Annotated in this window: 18 protein-coding genes and 1 pseudogene; 13 read left to right on the top strand and 6 right to left on the bottom strand. The window is 42.4% G+C overall.

Annotated features, from left to right (window positions below; translation table 11 throughout):
- The first annotated feature begins 100 nt into the window (after positions 1-100).
- Positions 101-2059 carry a fructose-specific PTS transporter subunit EIIC gene (locus tag HAP68_RS12495; RefSeq protein WP_024085638.1) on the top strand — a complete coding sequence of 653 codons (1959 nt, stop codon included), beginning with the start codon at positions 101-103 and terminating at the stop codon, positions 2057-2059.
- A 14-nt stretch (positions 2060-2073) separates the two neighbouring features.
- The gene (manA, locus tag HAP68_RS12490) at positions 2074-3021 is read left to right on the top strand and encodes a mannose-6-phosphate isomerase, class I (protein ID WP_024085637.1); all 948 of its coding nucleotides are present in this window, start codon (positions 2074-2076) and stop codon (positions 3019-3021) included.
- Positions 3022-3106: 85 nt separating this feature from the next.
- Here manA and HAP68_RS12485 read toward each other — a convergent pair whose 3' ends face one another.
- On the bottom strand, positions 3107-3832 hold the full coding sequence (locus HAP68_RS12485; protein ID WP_003152806.1) for a MurR/RpiR family transcriptional regulator: 726 nt from the start codon (positions 3830-3832) through the stop codon (positions 3107-3109).
- A gap of 235 nt (positions 3833-4067) precedes the next feature.
- Here HAP68_RS12485 and HAP68_RS12480 point away from each other — a divergent pair, with 235 nt between their 5' ends.
- The 9 genes and pseudogenes from HAP68_RS12480 to HAP68_RS12445 all read left to right on the top strand — a co-directional run bounded on the left by HAP68_RS12480 (position 4068) and on the right by HAP68_RS12445 (position 10200).
- Positions 4068-4880, top strand: a complete 813-nt coding sequence (locus tag HAP68_RS12480) for a Cof-type HAD-IIB family hydrolase (protein ID WP_024085636.1) — start codon at positions 4068-4070, stop codon at positions 4878-4880.
- A 33-nt stretch (positions 4881-4913) separates the two neighbouring features.
- Positions 4914-5717, top strand: coding sequence for an HAD-IIB family hydrolase (locus HAP68_RS12475; RefSeq protein ID WP_015387972.1), 804 nt, complete (start codon positions 4914-4916; stop codon positions 5715-5717).
- 246 nt (positions 5718-5963) lie between these two features.
- A complete protein-coding gene (locus HAP68_RS12470; RefSeq protein ID WP_306674666.1) occupies positions 5964-6242 on the top strand; it encodes a DUF2651 family protein in 279 nt (92 codons plus the stop codon).
- Between the two features lie 197 nt (positions 6243-6439).
- Positions 6440-6940: a DinB family protein gene (locus HAP68_RS12465; RefSeq protein WP_003152812.1), complete on the top strand. Its 501-nt coding sequence runs from the start codon at positions 6440-6442 to the stop codon at positions 6938-6940.
- 141 nt (positions 6941-7081) lie between these two features.
- A complete protein-coding gene (satA, locus tag HAP68_RS12460) occupies positions 7082-7603 on the top strand; it encodes a streptothricin N-acetyltransferase SatA (protein ID WP_024085635.1) in 522 nt (173 codons plus the stop codon).
- Between the two features lie 113 nt (positions 7604-7716).
- Positions 7717-7779, top strand: a complete 63-nt coding sequence (locus HAP68_RS19805) for a tetracycline resistance efflux system leader peptide (RefSeq protein ID WP_134816631.1) — start codon at positions 7717-7719, stop codon at positions 7777-7779.
- Positions 7780-7812: 33 nt separating this feature from the next.
- Positions 7813-9189, top strand: a complete 1377-nt coding sequence (tet, locus tag HAP68_RS12450) for a Tet(L)/Tet(K)/Tet(45) family tetracycline efflux MFS transporter (protein WP_024085634.1) — start codon at positions 7813-7815, stop codon at positions 9187-9189.
- 98 nt (positions 9190-9287) lie between these two features.
- A pseudogene (locus HAP68_RS19710) lies at positions 9288-9507 on the top strand (hypothetical protein).
- 156 nt (positions 9508-9663) lie between these two features.
- Positions 9664-10200 carry an ATP-binding protein gene (locus tag HAP68_RS12445; protein ID WP_003152819.1) on the top strand — a complete coding sequence of 179 codons (537 nt, stop codon included), beginning with the start codon at positions 9664-9666 and terminating at the stop codon, positions 10198-10200.
- A gap of 438 nt (positions 10201-10638) precedes the next feature.
- Here the strand turns inward: HAP68_RS12445 and HAP68_RS12440 are convergent, their stop codons facing one another.
- From HAP68_RS12440 to sigK, 4 genes are all read right to left on the bottom strand, one after another.
- Entirely contained in the window at positions 10639-11520 is an 882-nt protein-coding gene (locus HAP68_RS12440; RefSeq protein ID WP_024085632.1) for an AraC family transcriptional regulator, read from the bottom strand.
- Between the two features lie 657 nt (positions 11521-12177).
- Complete coding sequence (locus HAP68_RS12435) at positions 12178-12705, bottom strand: PadR family transcriptional regulator (RefSeq protein WP_003152833.1); 528 nt, start codon at positions 12703-12705, stop codon at positions 12178-12180.
- Entirely contained in the window at positions 12702-13544 is an 843-nt protein-coding gene (locus HAP68_RS12430) for a sialate O-acetylesterase (protein WP_024085631.1), read from the bottom strand. The genes HAP68_RS12435 and HAP68_RS12430 overlap by 4 nt, the downstream gene beginning before the upstream one ends.
- Before the next feature lie 369 nt (positions 13545-13913).
- Entirely contained in the window at positions 13914-14639 is a 726-nt protein-coding gene (sigK, locus tag HAP68_RS12425) for an RNA polymerase sporulation sigma factor SigK (protein ID WP_020956104.1), read from the bottom strand.
- A 456-nt stretch (positions 14640-15095) separates the two neighbouring features.
- On the opposite strand from sigK, the gene HAP68_RS12420 reads away from it, so the two are divergent.
- Positions 15096-16352, top strand: coding sequence for an MFS transporter (locus HAP68_RS12420; protein ID WP_024085630.1), 1257 nt, complete (start codon positions 15096-15098; stop codon positions 16350-16352).
- 279 nt (positions 16353-16631) lie between these two features.
- Here HAP68_RS12420 and HAP68_RS12415 read toward each other — a convergent pair whose 3' ends face one another.
- Positions 16632-17258, bottom strand: a complete 627-nt coding sequence (locus HAP68_RS12415; RefSeq protein ID WP_003152841.1) for a TVP38/TMEM64 family protein — start codon at positions 17256-17258, stop codon at positions 16632-16634.
- Positions 17259-17491: 233 nt separating this feature from the next.
- Between HAP68_RS12415 and HAP68_RS12410 the strand changes: the two genes are divergently transcribed.
- Positions 17492-18226, top strand: a complete 735-nt coding sequence (locus tag HAP68_RS12410) for a polysaccharide deacetylase family protein (protein ID WP_003152843.1) — start codon at positions 17492-17494, stop codon at positions 18224-18226.
- Positions 18227-18248 lie beyond the last annotated feature (22 nt).

The following is an 18248-nucleotide window of genomic DNA, read 5'->3' as shown; positions in this document are numbered from 1 at the left end:
ATTTCCGGAACTTATGGTAAAAAAACGCGCTTATCACAGGCTGATTTCAGTATAAAGTTGAGACAAGATCTTGAAATTCAGACTGCAAAGGAGGATTTATATGAAACTGTTAGCGATTACATCATGTCCGAACGGCATTGCCCATACGTATATGGCTGCTGAAAATTTACAAAAAGCAGCCGGCAGATTAGGCGTTGAGATCAAAGTGGAAACCCAGGGCGGAATCGGGGTGGAAAATAGGCTGACCGAAGAGGAAATCCGGGAAGCAGACGCAATCATTATCGCGGCGGACCGTTCGGTGAACAAAGACCGATTCGCGGGAAAAAAGCTGCTGGCCGTCGGGGTTCAGGAAGGCATCCGCAAACCGGAAGAATTAATTCAAAGAGCGCTTAGCGGTGAAGTGCCGGTCTATCAATCTGCTTCAAAAACTGAATCCGCAAGTCAGCAGGGCAAAAAACAAAATCCGATTTACCGTCATTTAATGAACGGCGTTTCTTTTATGGTTCCTTTCATTGTCGTCGGCGGATTATTGATAGCGGTTGCATTGACGCTTGGAGGAGAAAAAACACCAAAGGGCTTAGTCATTCCGGATGCGTCTTTTTGGAAAACGATTGAACAGATCGGCAGCGCTTCTTTTTCATTCATGATCCCGATTTTAGCCGGGTACATCGCGTTCAGCATCGCCGATAAGCCGGGTCTTGTCCCCGGAATGATCGGCGGATATATTGCGGCATCCGGCAGCTTTTACGACAGTGCGAGCGGCGCAGGATTTCTTGGAGGAATCATTGCGGGATTTTTGGCGGGATATGCGGCGCTTGGAATCAAAAAATGTAAAGTTCCTAAAGCAATACAGCCGATTATGCCGATCATTATTATTCCGGTGTTTGCCTCACTGATCGTCGGTTTGGCGTTTGTATTTCTGATCGGCGCCCCCGTCGCTCATATTTTCGCATCATTAACGGTTTGGCTTGCGGGAATGAAAGGCTCGAGCTCAATTCTCCTGGCATTGATTTTAGGAGCGATGATCTCTTTTGATATGGGAGGACCCGTAAACAAGGTGGCCTTTCTATTCGGATCGGCAATGATCGGAGAAGGAAATTATGAAATTATGGGCCCGATTGCCGTTTCCATTTGTATACCGCCGATAGGGCTTGGGATTGCGACGTTTTTAGGAAAAAGAAAATTCGCCGCCGCAGAAAGAGAAATGGGAAAAGCGTCATTTACGATGGGCCTTTTCGGTATCACGGAAGGAGCCATTCCATTTGCGGCCCAAGATCCCCTTCGTGTGATCCCGAGTATTATGGCGGGTTCTATGACCGGCTCGGTGATAGCGATGATCGGCCATGTGGGGGACAGAGTGGCACACGGCGGCCCCATCGTTGCTGTACTTGGAGCAGTAGATCATGTATTGATGTTTTTTATCGCTGTAACAGCAGGCTCTCTTGTCACCGCTCTGTTGGTTAATGTACTGAAGAAAGATATGGCGAAATCCCCCGCGCCCGGTGAGGTGCTGCCGTCTGCCGCACCAAATGAAGCTGCAGCGGCAAAAGAAACAAAGGAACCATCTCAGGCTGACAGCCGAAAAGCCGGGATGACCGAAATCAAAAAACTGACTGACATTATCAGCACGGACTTGATTGAACCGCATTTATCCGGCGAAACGAGGGATGACATTATCGATGAAATGATCGAGAAATTGTCCCGTAAAGGTATGCTTCTGTCTGACAGCGGATTTAAGCAGGCCATTTTGAGCCGTGAACAGCAGGGAACCACGGCGATAGGTATGAATATCGCCATTCCGCACGGAAAGTCTGATGCCGTCAGAACGCCGGGTGTCGCATTCGGAATAAGACGTTCGGGTGTTGACTGGAACAGCCTTGATGGTTCTGATGCAAAACTGATTTTTATGATTGCCGTACCGAAGGAAAGCGGCGGAAATCAGCATCTGAAAATATTGCAGATGTTATCCCGAAAACTGATGGATGACAGCTATAGGGAAAGGCTGCTCTCCGTTCAGACAAAAGAAGAGGCGTATGAGCTTCTGGAAGAAATCGAATAAAGCGGGGGATGATCATGTCTACTGAACCGATATTTTTCAATCCGGTTTTCAAAGAAAGAATTTGGGGAGGCGCCGCCCTGCGTGATTTTCACTATAATATTCCGTCCGAGCGGACAGGGGAGTGCTGGGCCTTTGCCGCTCATCAAAATGGGCAGAGCACAGTTCGAAACGGCATGTATAAAGGATGTACGCTCGGTGAATTGTGGGAGCATCACAGAGATTTATTCGGAAACCTTGAAGGAGACCGTTTTCCTCTTCTTACAAAAATTTTGGATGCGGACCAAGACCTGTCCGTTCAGGTGCATCCGGATGATGACTTTGCCAAAATGCATGAAAACGGGGAACTTGGAAAAACCGAATGCTGGTATATCATTGATTGTGAAAAAGATGCGGAGATCATTTTCGGCCACAGCGCAACAACAAAAGAAGAACTGATATCCATGATTGAGCGCGGAGAATGGGACGGACTTCTGAACAGAGTTAAGGTAAAGCCGGGAGATTTCTTTTTTGTCCCAAGCGGCACCGTTCACGCGATTGGAAAGGGCACACTTATTTTAGAGACGCAGCAAAATTCAGATACGACTTACAGATTGTATGATTACGGAAGAAAAGATGCGGACGGCAGGCTGCGCGAGCTCCATTTGGAAAAAAGTATAGAAGTGACAGACGTTCCATCTGTCCGTGAACGGCCGACCGTTCAATATAAACAAACAGATGATCTGCTGGCAGCTGTTTTAATAGAATGTCCTTATTTTTCAGTCGAAAAGTGGGATGTAAAAGGTGAAGCAAATTTATTCCAGAATCATCCCTTCCTTCTTGTCAGCGTGATCGAAGGAGACGGAATAATAATTGCAGGCGGGCATGAACATCCCTTTAGAAAAGGAGATCACATTCTCCTGCCTTCCGGTTTGGGAGAATATAAACTGGCGGGCCATGCAAAGTGTATTGTGTCTCATCTGTGATCTTCAAAACCCTTCTCTGGCAGCAGAGAAGGGTTTCTCGTTACTTTTACAAAAAGGCCGAAATTTCCGTGGTCCGTTCCTGAATTTAATCTCTCAATTTGTATATCTCCCGAGCCATTGATTCAAGTATGTACATAGCGGGGATTTGGGTGGTGATATTCGCATTTTCAACCCATTCTTCCGTCACGTAATATGAAATATTCACATCGGACATCTTGGCAATGGTTGAATGTTTATGATTTGTAATACTGATGACCCGGCTTCCTTCTTGTTTCAGCTGATTCAGATGAGTCACCGTAGAATCTCCTTCACCTGAAACCGATAATGCGATCGTGATGCTGTTATGGCGGAAATGGGAATGGGCCGGAAAGTAAGGATCTTTAATATACATTGAAAGTTTCCCTAAGCACGAAAAATATCTGGCTCCGTATTCGGCGAGAATTCCTGAACTACCCACTCCGATAAAAATGACGCTTTCTGCATCGGCTGCAAGGGCTGCTGCTTCCTTCAGCTTTTCTTCCATCCCTCCGCTTACTGTTCTTTCAAAAAACTCGGCAACGGAATGATGGGGACTCTTTAAAATCGTTTTTTTATTTGCCTCCGCATACATTTTCAGCTTCACCTTAAACTCCGAAAACCCTTCACAGTTTATTTTTTTGCAGAAACGTAAAATAGAAGCCGTAGATACATGGGTTTCATTTGCCAATTCACGGATTCGCATATAGACGACTTTCTCGCTGTTTTGGGAGATGTAGTTGTATAAAGAAGTTTCAAGCTCGTTAAATGAAGCAATCATTTCGTGTGTGAACATGCAGGGGGATTCTCCTTTTTATGAGAATGGTGAATGTACATCTCATCGTAACATATCATTTTTAAAAGAAACATAGTGTTATTTTTATGTGACAAATCACTTTTTGTGTCATTCAAAACAAGACGTCAGCCAATGATTTACGGTGCAAAACAACTGCGGATATAATTCGTTCATACGCTTTATTATGATCTCTTCAAGGGTTGCTGACAAAAGCGGCCGAAAAAAGGAGGACAATATGAGTATCAAACTGATAGCGGTTGATATGGACGGAACGTTTTTGAATGATGAAATGGCATATAACAAAGAGCGTTTTATGAATCAGTATCGTGAATTAAAAGCGCGGGGAATTAAATTTGCCGTAGCAAGCGGAAACCAATATGCGCAGCTTACATCCTTCTTTCCGGAAATCAAAAGTGAAATCGCTTTCGTTGCCGAGAATGGCGCTTTCGTCGTGAATGCCGGAGAAGAATTATTCACGGGTAACATGTCTGAAGACACTATAAAAGCAGTGATCCGTGCTTTAGAGCAGTATGAGGTGAAAAACGTCATTGTCTGCGGAAAAAAAAGCGCGTATATTCATGAAAATGCCAGTGAAGATGAATATCTGCATGCCAGTAAGTATTATTATGTGTTAAAAAGGGTGCCGCATTTTGAAAACATCGATGATGACATTTTAAAATTTTCCATCAGTTCTCCCGCCGAACATTGTTCCGCACTTCTGAGGCATTTAAAAGACGCCATCGGGTATTTCGTCACGCCTGTATCAAGCGGGCACGGTGACATAGATCTGATCATACCGGGGCTTCATAAAGCAAGCGGGATTAGGCTTCTCCAGAAACAATGGGGGATAAATGATGAAGAATGCGCGGCCTTCGGAGACAGCGGCAATGATTTGGAGATGGTGTCTGCCGTGAAATACGGAGTCGCTATGGATAATGCGCAGGAAAGCATTAAACAGGCCGCGGCGCATATCGCGCAATCAAACAATGAGGAAGGGGTCTTAAACGCGATTGATTCCATTCTCAAATGTGAAAAACCCTTTGTCTGAAAAAAGACATTTTAACTGCGGAGGTGCTGAACGATGATTAAATTAGTGATTACGGATTTAGACGGCACATTTTTAAATAATCAAGGCGATTTTGACAGAACGTTATTTGAAAAGACAAAACGAGTAATGGAGGAACAGCATGTCGCTTTCGCCATCTGCACCGGGAAACAGTGTGAAAGGGTGGAAGCCTTATTCGGAGAAGACGCGAAAGATTTTTGGATTTTAGGAGACAGTGCCGCACGTATGAAAAAGAACGGCAAATTCGTATATGAATCTTTGATCAGCAATAAAGCCGGACTGTCAATTATAGGCGCTTTAGAAAAAATCAGCTGCGGGCACACCATTATCGCGTGCACAAAAAAAGGCGCGATCGTAAAAGAAAATCTGTCTGAAAGTGAAATGAAATATGTAAATGCCTCTTATGCACATGTAACGAAAATAACTGATTTTACTGAGATAAAAGACGATTTTATCAAGATTACGGTTCATGACCCCGACGCCAACTGTCCGGAAACGAGAGAAAAGCTGCATGAATTTTTTCACCAATTATATATCGTAGCATCAGAAGATACCTGGATGGACATATCAAATATCGGAATACATAAAGGATCAACAGTACAAGAACTGCAGCGATTATTAGGGGTTTCGGCTGATGAAACAATGGCATTCGGAGACGGCCGCAATGACAAAGAATTGATGGAAGCGGCTTCCTACAGCTTTGCGGTTAAGAACGCCATTGATGAAATAAAAGATGCGGCGCACTTTGTCATCAAATCAAATGACGAAAGCAGCGTCATGCACACGATTATGAGAATATTAGCGCTGCAAAAACAATGAGAAAGCAGATCGGCTAAAGCCAATGCGGCAGGGCTTACTAGGAAAAGAAAAAGCGGGCTATCCTCCGACTTTAAATCACTCCTGATTTTCCGAAAATATGTTAAAAATGAACAAATATCTATATTTGACCCAATTGTATTGGTATAATATGTATAAAATGAATGAAAAGACGTAATATCAAGATGAAATAAATCACTTCAAATCATTTGATATCAGACAAAAAGTAGGAACTTCCTCGTTTTAAAATTGGGAGGTGTTTGTATTAGCCCGCTGTTGAGTCCCGCGTATATCATTCTCATTTTTCTTCCGGCAGCTTCTTTTCTGTTAGGGATTTTAGGATATTTCATCTTCAAAAAAGTATGGATGATGGTTGTTATTGTATTCATTTTGTCCTTGATATTTATGTTTATTGTAATAGGTGCCGAACCGACATTTTTCATTTGGGTGGCTATGATGACGGGGAGCTGTTTTATCTCCGGTTCAATCACTAAGACGGTATGGACTTTTGTAAAGCGAAAATATTAGACACAGAAGAATCCTGTTTGAACAGCTATCCTTTTTTGCCGATTGAAGAAAAGGAAGTATAGAGTGATCTGTTATGTTCTTATATTTTGTCTGTTATTGTATTGTCTGTGTATCGTTTTGTTCTTTTTTAACTAAACGGAGCACTATAATTGAACTGCAGATACATAGAAACACAAAAAAGGATAAGGAGGATTTTTATGTTTCAAACCTTAGACCATTTTTTGAAATCTTGGGAATTCGAAGCCGATGCGACACAAAAACTGCTGAATCATCTGACTGATGAATCACTTAAACAAGAAATCACTTCACAACATTGGACTTTAGGCCGTATTGCATGGCATACTGTCGCGGCCATTCATATCATTACCTCGAACACAGATTTAACGTTCCACGCTCCGGCTGAAGATTATCCTGTTCCTGCATCGGCGCGGTTTATTGCTGAGAGTTATCATCAAGCCAGTAATGCATTTGTGCAGGCGTTAAAAACGCAATGGACTGACGATACACTTCAAGAATGTGTCAACTTTATTGGTCAGCAATTGCCGAATGGTTCACTTTTGATGTTTTTAATTCAACATCAAAACCATCATCGAGGACAAATGACTGTCCTTATGAGACAAGCAGGTTTACCTGTTCCGGGTATTTATGGTCCGGCAAAAGAGGAATGGACAACATTTGGTTTGGAAGCTCCGAAATAGGATGTTGTTGTAAGGGCTCGAACGAATAGATGATACCAATCAATGTTGGTATCTTTTTTGTTTTAGTCTTCGTGACATGCAGACGAATCAACAGTTCAAAAGGTGTAAAGTGAGTTCAATAACTGCAGAAAGGCGATTATGATGATAACTAAAATGACTCAATTCAATATGAAAGACTTCTATAAACCAAACGAACCTTTCGTTGTTTCAGGGAGAATCATCCCTTCATTTGAAAACAATGTTTGGACATATACAGAGGAGAAATTTGCTGAACCTTATGTCAAAAAATATGACGATGAAGACATTGATGTCAGTTATATTAAAGAAGCGGATAAAGTTGTCTTTTTTTATTACGCAGAGAACGACTGTGTCGGCCGGAGTATGCTTCGTTCTAATTGGAATGGATACGCACTGATTGAAGACATTGCCGTTGCAAAAGATTATAGAAAAAATGGTGTCGGGACGGCTTTATTACATAAAGCGATTGAGTGGGCAAAGGAGAATCATTTATGCGGTCTTATGCTTGAAACACAAGATATTAATGTTTCAGCTTGTCATTTTTATGCCAAATATAACTTTGTCATAGGAGCGGTCGATACAATGCTTTATTCCAATTTTTCAACAGCAAATGAAATTGCGGTTTTTTGGTACTGTAAATTTTAAATATAACAGTATTTGATGTTTCGTCATTTAGCGGGTGTGTGCCGCAAAGTATTCAAAACATCGGCTTGAGGATTTATAATAAGGTATATCAATCAATGCAGGGGGAGTTATGTATGAAGTGCAAAAAAATGAACAGGGTACAATTAAAAGAGGGAAGCGTATCAATGGCCCTATAAACTGCGTCTGCCCTCATTAATGGAGGGAAATTTGTGAATACGCCTTATTCACAGTCAGCTTTACGGCACAACCAAGTGTTCATTTGGCTTTGTGTTTTGTCATTTTTCAGCGTATTAAATGAAATGGTTTTGAACGTCTCGCTACCTGATATCGCTAACGATTTTCATAAACTGCCAGCGAGTGCAAACTGGGTGAACACGGCTTTTATGTTAACCTTTTCTATCGGAACTGCTCTGTATGGGAAGTTATCAGATCAGCTGGGCATCAAAAAACTGCTCCTATTTGGAATTATGGTAAATGGCTTCGGATCGATCATTGGATTTGTCGGACACTCTTTCTTTCCTGTACTCATTCTGGCCCGATTTATTCAAGGGGCTGGTGCAGCCGCATTCCCGGCTCTTGTGATGGTTGCAGTAGTACGCTATATTCCGAAAGAAAACAGGGGTAAAGCATTTGGTCTGATCGGGTCGCTGGTGGCAATGGGGGAAGGTGTCGGACCAGCTATCGGCGGAATGATCGCTCATTATATTCACTGGTCATATTTGCTGCTTATTCCGACAGCAACAGTTATCACCGTTCCATTCCTGATGAAACTGCTGGAAAAGGAAGAAAGAATCAGCGGGCGCTTTGATATGACGGGGATTTTATTAATGTCTGCAGGCATCGTATTTTTTCTGCTGTTTACAACGTCATATAGAATGTCTTTTCTGATCATCAGTATTCTGGCTTTCCTGATATTTGTGAAACATATTAGGAAAACTCAAGATCCCTTTGTTGACCCTGCACTGGGGAAAAATGTTTTGTTTATGACGGGCGTCCTTAGCGGAGGCCTGATATTCGGCACTGCTGCAGGATTTGTGTCTATGGTTCCTTATATGATGAAAGATGTTCACCATTTAAGTACTGCGGCAATTGGAAGCGGGATTATGTTCCCCGGGACGATGAGCGTCATCATCTTCGGTTACATTGGAGGATTGCTTGTTGATCGGAAAGGTTCTTTGTATGTGCTGACCATTGGGATTGTATTGATGTCTTCCAGCTTTTTAATCGCTGCCTTTTTCATAGATGCGGCACCTTGGCTTATGACCGTCATAATCGTTTTTGTTTTTGGGGGGCTCTCCTTCACAAAAACGGTTATATCTACAATTGTGTCTGGCAGTTTGAAACAAAAGGAAGCCGGCGCCGGAATGAGTCTGCTTAATTTTACGAGCTTTTTATCAGAGGGAACGGGTATTTCGATTGCAGGCGGTTTATTATCGATCAGCTTGCTGAATCAAAGGCTGCTGCCTGTTAACGATGATCATTCCGCTTATTTGTACAGTAATATGCTCATTCTTTTTACAGGAATCGTTGTTATGAGCTGGCTGGTAACCATGAATGTCTATAAACGTTCGCGAAGAAATGACTAAAAAGGGAAAAGGATCAAACTTGATAAAAGTTTTGATCCTTTTTTGGAGGAGCTTCCTTATTACGGAACCTTTTGCCGATCAATGAAAGGGGAGTTAAAGTGAATTACATTTATAAGAAAAAGGAAAAGAAAAATGGAAAATTGTATCATTTCAATCAGAGATAAATGGGAGAATGCACTTATTGGGTCTGAACAAAAAAATAATCAAATTGAGATCGTAATCAATTACCGCAACGAGAAAACAACCAAGTTTTCACTGCCAATCGAGACTTTTGAAAAAGTGTATGAGGATATTAAAATAGGCCGGAGAGAAAGTTAATCACTGTTTGAAAATGACTATGAAGTTCGTAAGCGGTATGGTTTTAACCGCATCTGGATTCCCCTGGCAAAGTAAAGGTTTTTGGGGATTTATGTCAAAATAATAGTAAGTATCTTATGCAACAGGGAGTTTGGTTGCTTCATAAGGAGGGGAAGTATGAAAAATAAGATTCACATATTGGGAGCCTCTGGTGTCGGAACGTCAACATTGGGTGTTGCATTATCAAAGCATTTGCCGCATACGCATCTTGATACTGATGATTACTATTGGACAGATAAATTCACTAAAAAAAGAGAAATCCCTGAAAGAAGAAAGTTGCTTGAAAAAGACTTGACAATAAATGAGAAATGGATTCTTTCTGGCGCAGTGTGCCGCTGGGGCGATGATCTAAAAAGTTATTTTGACCTAGTCATCTTCTTATGGATTCCGCAGGACATACGGCTTGAGAGATTAAGGCATAGGGAATTTCAGCGTTATGGAAACGAAGTGTTAGCCGGCGGCAGTAAATATGAACAATCAAAAACATTTTTAGAGTGGGCGTCTTTATATGATCATTCCGGAATGGAAGTTAGAAGCAAAGCTTTACACGAACATTGGATGGCGGATTTATCTTGTCCATTGTTAAAAATTGAAGGAGATTACTCAGTCAATGAAAGAGTTGATCGTGTCTTGGATTATCTGAATTCTAATTAAACTAACGGATGGAGATAACTGCAAATTGAAAGACAGTTCCGGCCATTTTAACGGAGCTGTTTTTTTATACCGCCTTCAGTTTGTCTGTTGTGAAGTGATTTATTTCCGGAAAGAAGCAGCGGAATTAATAGAAAACTCACTTCGGGAAACCGTGAAGGCAGGAATCAAAACGGGAGACTTGGCGGTCAATCATCAACGTCAGACTTTGGGGAAGAATTGCAGAAATGATCGGGCGTTAAGGCGGAAAATAAGAAGTGAGAAGCAGATCATCAAAACGCAATACACCTCAATTTATATTTTCAGTAAGATCGGCTCTGCTCATTAAAAAACTCAATTCGAAGATTAGTGGCATCAATATTGCCGCAGATCGGGTTAGTGACATAAAGAGGAAGGGATAAGACCCCTTCCTTAAAACCTTTAATTCCTCTAATTTCATTGTCAGATATATTCCTTTTTTGAAATGGGTATCCAAATTTCACTTTTAAAAGATGGCGATGTTACATCCTTATGCTCGTTCCACAGGATTTCTGGGCCTTCAATTTGTTCATAATGTGACGATGGAAACCATTCGGAATAAATCCGCCCCCATACTTCCTGCAGTGCATCCGGAAATGATCCGGCTGCTTCGAATACAGCCCATGTTGAGGCAGGGACTTCAAGCTGTGATAGGTGATTTGGGCAATGTTTCGTTGTGGCTGCGCCAATATAGTGATCAAGCTCTCCGTTTTCCTCTGTCCGGCCTTCAGAAAAGTTCGTGGATGCACTGATGAGCCCTGCAGGCGCTGTATTAGAAAGCTCTTTTAGTTGTTTGATTGCTGCTTCATCTAAACTTTCCCACATCGATGCAATGTCAGGATTCACGCCTTTGAACAAAATAGGGACTCTTTTTTTAATGCCGACGATGCGAAATGCCTCTTTTTCTTCAATGCGATAGTTCATTTCATTTCCTCCTTTGATTGATAACTGGAAGGTCATTCGCGGATAAGCTTTAAGTGAATGGCCATTATGTTTAACTTCTGATGGGTTTATGCCATGCAGATTTTGAAATGCTCGTGCAAAAGAATCTGGTGAGTGATAACCGTATTTTATTGCAAGATCAATCACCTTTACGCTTCTGTCTTTAAGTTCAAAAGCTGCAAGAGTAAGACGTCTGCGGCGAATATATTCCGATAATGAAATACCTGTAAGGAAGGAAAACATCCTTTTAAAATGATATTCAGAGCAGAAAGCAAGCCTTGCTGCTTCTTTGAAATCAATAGCGTTCGTGAGGTTTTCTTCAATATACGTTAATGCGCTGTTCATCCTTTTAAGCGAATCCATTTATTTGACCTCCTTTAACAAAAGAATAACAGGAGCGAAATGTATCTGCCCGACATTTCGTGCACAGTTTTGCAGGATAACTTATATGTAATAAATTAAGTTACTCACCTGTATTTGTACAGATAAAGAAAACATCTAATAACTGGTTGGGTTTCATAAGATGAAAGAAAGTTATCATTGTTTTATATTGAAAAGAAAATAGAAAAAGACGGAGTTTTCTTGCGGGAGGGGTTTACTATCAATCAATTGAAAGCTGCATACGCGGAGGCAGTTAAAAAATTTTAGTTGATGTCGAGAACGATGTTCATCTTCACTGCTTGTTCAATTAGAGGAAGTGATTCTTCCTTAAGGGAGATCACTTTTTTTATTCGACTAAAGCAGCAGTTTAGCGGAAGAAGGAGAAAAATCAGTTGACTTACTTGATACTGAATAGGTGGTGAAAAGTGGTTATTCATACGGATTGAAAAAGAAGAACGCGCAGCAGATTCACTTGCTCTTGTTGGGGGGCAAGTGTTGACAACCCTATTAGCTGGTTTAATTAAAGAAGGGGTATAAAACCTGTATCAATAGTGTTACTAGATATCTGCGACACAGGTTTTATATTTAGCTAAAATATTCTTATATATTCCACATTGCATTTTTTTATTATGCAATAGTTCACTCTATTTCTGCTTTCAATTTTTCGAACCACTCTAAATTAACCAAGTGATGTGAACGGGAATTTTCATTCATACGGCGAAAGTAATTGATTGTGCCGGGAATTTCTTGAGTGATGGACAGGTATTCATCAAGGAGCTCGATTCGAGTTTTAGTCTGATCAATTTGTGATTGGATCAGATCCAGTAATTTATTTTTGTCGATTTCATCGGCAAAGAGTAACGCCCCATAAAATTGCAGGTTCACATATTCCGATTTGGTGCCGTATTTGATCATTAATTTTTCAAATTCTGCCCTTCCCGAATCTGTGACTTTAAAGTTACGGATTTCACGCCCGCTGGTTGAGGGTTTCTGCTGAATCTGTTCAATCAAACACTTTTCTTCAAGTTGCTGCAGATTGTAATAAAATGAACCTTTCGTGAAGTTAACAATGTATTTGTAATGACGTTTTTCCATTAAGGCCAGAAGTTCATAGCCGTGAGCTCCGGGGTTTTGGATGAGCAAGCCAAGGATAAGTAAGGGAATCATGGTTTCATCACCTTCGCCATCCGCGCCTCAAATTCCGCGTACGTGATTTTACCCGAAGCCAAATCCATACTATGAAGGTAAATCTGTTCTGTTTTAGAATAGTCACCCTTCACTTTCAGTGATTGCTCCTCTCCCGAAATGGGTTTCAGGATATGGTGCTTTTTCGAAAAAGCCTCGAAATAGCGGTAACCGAATTTGCGTTGTGAAGCTGCGTCTAAATGAATGCCATCAGGATTCGCAGTCAAACCTGCCGCAGTAACAAAATAACAATTCTGTTGTTCATTAGCAAAACGCAGCAATTGTTCATTAACCTGTCGAAATTCAGACGCGTGCTGTCCAAAACCGGTCTTCCCAAGAAAGTCACCAAGCCCTCCAATAATCAACGGTACATCATCAAGTTTCAACTCGTTTCTTAGCGTCTCAATGATAAGAGTTAATTTCTCGTAATAAGTTTCATGCAGCGAACGATAACTGTCACTCTCACCTTGGTGCCAAAGGATTCCGCAAATTTGACTGGAACGGAGGGCGAAGCGGGCTTCGGACAAAGCATGCTGAAAAAGGATGCCTTCCGGATGCCAGTCATTCAATGAACTGCCGCCTTCCGCACAAGGGATCAAGCCAATTTCTTCATCGGGATGAGCTTTCGACCAAGCATCTGCAAAAGATGCCGCCAAGCCAACGCCGGAAACCGGACGGTCGTAATTAATCGGCTCTGTCATCATCTGCCACTGTCCATTACGCAGCATTTTAATTTTTTCATTATAGATAGGGTCTACTTCATTCAAAAATCCACGGCCCGCCATATTCGACTGCCCCAACATTAAAAAAGACTTTATCATCTGATCTTTCACTTCTTTACATTAATATTTTAGTCTAATTAGACTATAGTCAATTCAGCTTGTCTTGTAAAGTTCTAATAAGGTTTTACTTTTATTAGTAGTATGTATGAAAAGCAAACTAACATTGAAAATTTGGTGGATGTATTTGAGAAATAGCAAGTTCTTTTGCTTTAGATCTTGATAAACAATGAAAAACAACAAAAACCCTGTCATGTAAGGGTTCCTATGAGGTTCAAAATCATTAAAAAGGTTAACGATTGTACCAATTCTATTCATTTGTTATGTTTTACTTTTAAATCCTGAAGTTATACTTGAAGAGGAATGTCCTAAAATGCGAAAAAAGCCGGAGTGTCAGATCCGGCTTTTCGCTCACTTTCCCTTCTTCTTCCGCTTCTCCTTTTCCGCCCGGTAAAACTCATGAAACATCTTCATCAATGCGCGTTTTTCAATCCGCGACACATAACTCCTTGAAATGCCGAGCTCCTTTGCGATCTCGCGCTGCGTTTTTTCTTTTTTTAAATCAAGCCCGAAGCGGCCGACGATGACTTCTTTTTCGCGATCGTCTAAAATATCGATATATTTTTTGACCTTTTCAAGTTCCATGTTGAGCTGAATGGTGTCGATCACATCCTCGCTTTCCGACTTGAGGACATCGATCAGGCTTATTTCATTCCCTTCTTTATCCTGGCCGATCGGATCATGAAGGGAGACGTCTTTTTTCGTTTTTTTCAATGCGCGCAGATGCATTAAAATCTCATTTTCAATACATCGTGCGGCATATGTGGCAAGCTTCGTGCCTTTTCCGGCTGAGTAGCTTTCAATTCCTTTGATCAGCCCGATTGTACCGATGGAGATCAGATCTTCTGCGTCCTCTCCCGTATTTTCGAATTTTTTCACAATATGGGCGACTAAACGGAGATTGTGTTCGATCAGCATGTTGCGGGCATGTTCATCGCCTTCAGCCATAAGGTCTAAGTATTTTTTCTCCTCACTATTTGAGAGCGGTTGTGGAAAGGCATTATTTTTCACGTATGATACTAAAAACACGAGTTCTTTCACAATAAACCCGAGCGCTGCAAAAACACCTGTCACCATCCTCACCTCCACAAAGTTATGTAGGCAAAAGCCTATATGTAACTGTATGTGGCAGTCAGGCTGTTTGTGTCTGTACAGGGAAATTAATCAAAGGCAGGTTTTATTTCTTACAGCCTCTTGATTTTTGCTGATTGAGCCTGTATATTGTTAAAAAAAGTAAGGGTGAAAAGAATATAACGAAAAGCGCTGAAGAGACGAGTAGACAGATATCATTCATGACAGAGAGCTCCGGGAGCTGTGAAGGAGTATGAATGGATGTGTTGAAACAAACCTCTTAGCTTCGCATCGGAATCATGAAAAACGAGGATGATGCGGCGGATACTCCTGTTACCGAGTAAGCTTTGTACCCGGCAAGAGGCCGGCACCAAACCGAATTGAGGTGGCATAGCGGGCTGTTTCCCGTCCTCAAGACTTTATTGTCTTGAGGGCGTTTTTTATTTCTAAGGGAGGGATAAGATGAAAAACCTGAAGTCTTGGCGGTACCCGATGCTTCTGTTAACCGGAATCGGGATAGCAAATATTGGTGAATGGATTTATTTTTTGTCTCTTAATCTTATTGTTTTAAAAGAAACGGGGTCTGCTTTTGCGGTTTCCATCCTTTATTTAATCAGGCCTGCGGCTGTTTTGATGACAAATGGGTGGGCGGGCAGCATCATCGACAGGTGTAACAAACGGAATATGATGATGTCGCTTGATTTCATCCGGGCTGCATTCATTGCCGTTCTGCCGCTGATGTTTACTGTAAGGTCTTTGTTTTCCATTTATTGTATCGTGTTTTTGATTCAAATGGCCAATGCGATGTTTCGTCCGTGTTCCATGGCGTATGTGACGATGCTTATTCCGGCTGAAAGGAGAAAACGATTCAATTCACTAAGGGCTTTGTCGGAATCAGGGGCTTTTCTCCTCGGGCCGGCTGCGGCCGGGCTGCTTTTTATCGCCGGCACGCCGATTTTTGCGATTTGGGTGAATGCGGCGGCTTTAGTGCTGTCCGGTTTCATCACGATGATGCTGCCGAGCCTTGAAAATGAGCCCCACGTACATTCTCCCGCACGGAAGCTTTCTTTGGCAGTGTACAAAGAAGATTGGAAGCTCGTCTATCGCTTCAGCCGAACGGCGCGAAATGTCATGATCATTTATTTTTTATTCAGTCTGGTCATGACCGTTATGCTATCCGCGCTTGATTCGCTTGAAGCCGCTTTTTCAAAAGAAGTTCTTCAGCTGACTGATGCCGATTACGGTTTTCTCGTCAGTGTCTCAGGGGCAGGCATTATTGCGGGGGCGCTTGTCAATGTAATCTTTAATAAAAAAATGCCGGCTTCTTTATTGATGGGAATGGGCTCTTTATTCACAGCGGCCGGATATATGATTTATGCGTTTTCTGACGTTTTTTGGACGGCTGCTTTCGGATTTTTCCTTCTCGCTTTTTTTCTGGCGTTTGCCAATACAGGCTTTCTGACGTTTTATCAAAAGAATGTTCCGGTGGACATCATGGGGAGAGTGGGGAGCTTTTATTCATTAGTCGAAGCCGTCTTCATTATATTGGTAACGGCGGTTTTCGGAGCGGCGGCTGTCAGTTCTTCCGTCCGCGTCATCGTCATCGCAGGGGCTGCTGTTATGCTGGCGTTGGCAGCCGTTTTATGCTCGTTCTTATTTGCGGCCTCAAAAAGGAGGACTCCCGATGTGTTTCAAGCGGATCAATTTAAAGAAACATAAAGAGACGGCCGTTTCATTTCGTGAGGATGAGTATCTCAGGTGGCTGTCATCCCAAATCTAATGCTCACCCGACAATTTTAAGCTGCTTCTTCATAACGGGCAGCCGATCGGACAGCTTGAAGCTGCCATCAACTTTTACCGCAGCCAAAAAATCGGTTATGTGCACCTTTACTGAGCAGCAAAGAGAACGCGGAACGAAGCTGCATCAATTTAGAATTAAACGGAAAAGTTCTCAGAATGAGAGGAGCCGTACCGCCGGAATAGGAGGCGGTACGCGCTTCATTTTTTTGTTGTTTTTAAAAGACCGGGAAACTTCTTATAAATGACTGCCATTAAGACGAGCATATACATTCCGTAAATCCCGAAAGACAGCAGTTTGTTGCTTGTAAATGAAGCGCCTGCGACGGTCACGATCACAATGTTCGGAATTTTGCCGAGCACCGACGCAGAAAAAAAGATCGGCCATCGTATATTACTCAGCCCGCAGACGGTATTCATGGCAAGCGACGGTATAATCGGAATCAGCCGCCCGAAAAGCACCGCCGTAAACGCGTGCTGATGAAATGAACCTTCATATTGAGCCGCGGCCGGGTAAGCCACCAGTTTTTTTCTGGCCCAGTCTCTGAATCCGTACCGGACGAGAAAAAACAATGCCATTGTTCCGAGCATCGCGCCTGACAATGTAATCCACACTCCGTTTACAATCCCGAAAACCGCTCCGTTTAAGGCCGCGATAATGGCGAATGGAACGATCGGAAAAAATACGTCAGCTGCGACCAGAAGGATACTCATAAGCACGGCGTACATGCCGCCCGCGCGAATCATGCTGAGCCAGACGTCTTTTTGCATAAAGCCGATCATCACGACAGCAATGATGACGGCAAGACTGAATCCCTTTTTTATCATCTGTACGTTCACCTCTTTTCAATTAGTATACAGCACAAATCTATCTCCTTCTATTAAAATAAGCTGTCCGATAAGCGTACTTGTTTATCAGCATTTGCCGTTTGATGAGAAACGGCTGGCACCGGGTAGGACAAAAACAGGCGGGAAGCGGGTGATGTGCATCATTTGATGCAGAGAATGATTTTATACAAAAGGGGACACGTTAACAGTAGTGTTTACTGGAGGTGTAAACGTTGAGATGCTTTCATCTGATCATCATGATATGCGTCCTCACGAGTCTCACTGCCGTGTCCGCCGATGCGAAATCTTTAAAAAGAAGTGACATGGAGAAGACGGGAAACGTGTACTGGGATATAAGGTCTGAAAAAAAGAAGCTATCTTTAACCTTCGATGACGGCCCCCATCCTGTCTATACGGAGGCTGTGTTAGACGTGCTGAAACAGCACAATGTTAAAGCAACCTTTTTTTGTATCGGGAGCCGTATAGACAAATACCCCGTAACGGCAAAACGCATCGTTGAAGAAGGGCATGAAATCGGCAACCATACGATGAACCATGTTTATTTTCACCGATTAAAACGCAAAGACATTTTACAAGAGCTTCACAGCTCCGCGCATCATATCAGATCGCTGCAGCCGGAAGGGGACAAGTTATTCCGCCCGCCGGGAGGGTCGCTGAATCATACGGCTTTCAAAAGCCTCTTAAAAGAGGGCTATCATATCATCATGTGGTCATGGAACCAAGATCCGAGAGACTGGAAAAGGCCCGGAAAAGGAAAAATCGTCAGGCACGTTGTTTCACATGCCAGAGATGGAGATATCGTTCTTCTGCATGACGGCGGAGGAAACCGGCGCCAGACGGTTGAGGCTTTGAAAGAAATCATTCCCCAGCTGAAAAAGCAGGGCTACACGTTTGTTAAGGTTTCGGATTTGATCGGACAGGATTCCGGTCCTTTTCATATCCAGTAAAGAGAGCGCCGCGTTGAAAGCC

Source organism: Bacillus sp. Bvel1 (assembly GCF_014872755.1).
In the GTDB taxonomy this organism is placed as follows: Bacteria; Bacillota; Bacilli; order Bacillales; family Bacillaceae; genus Bacillus; species Bacillus velezensis.
This window is presented reverse-complemented; position numbering and strand designations above follow the sequence as displayed.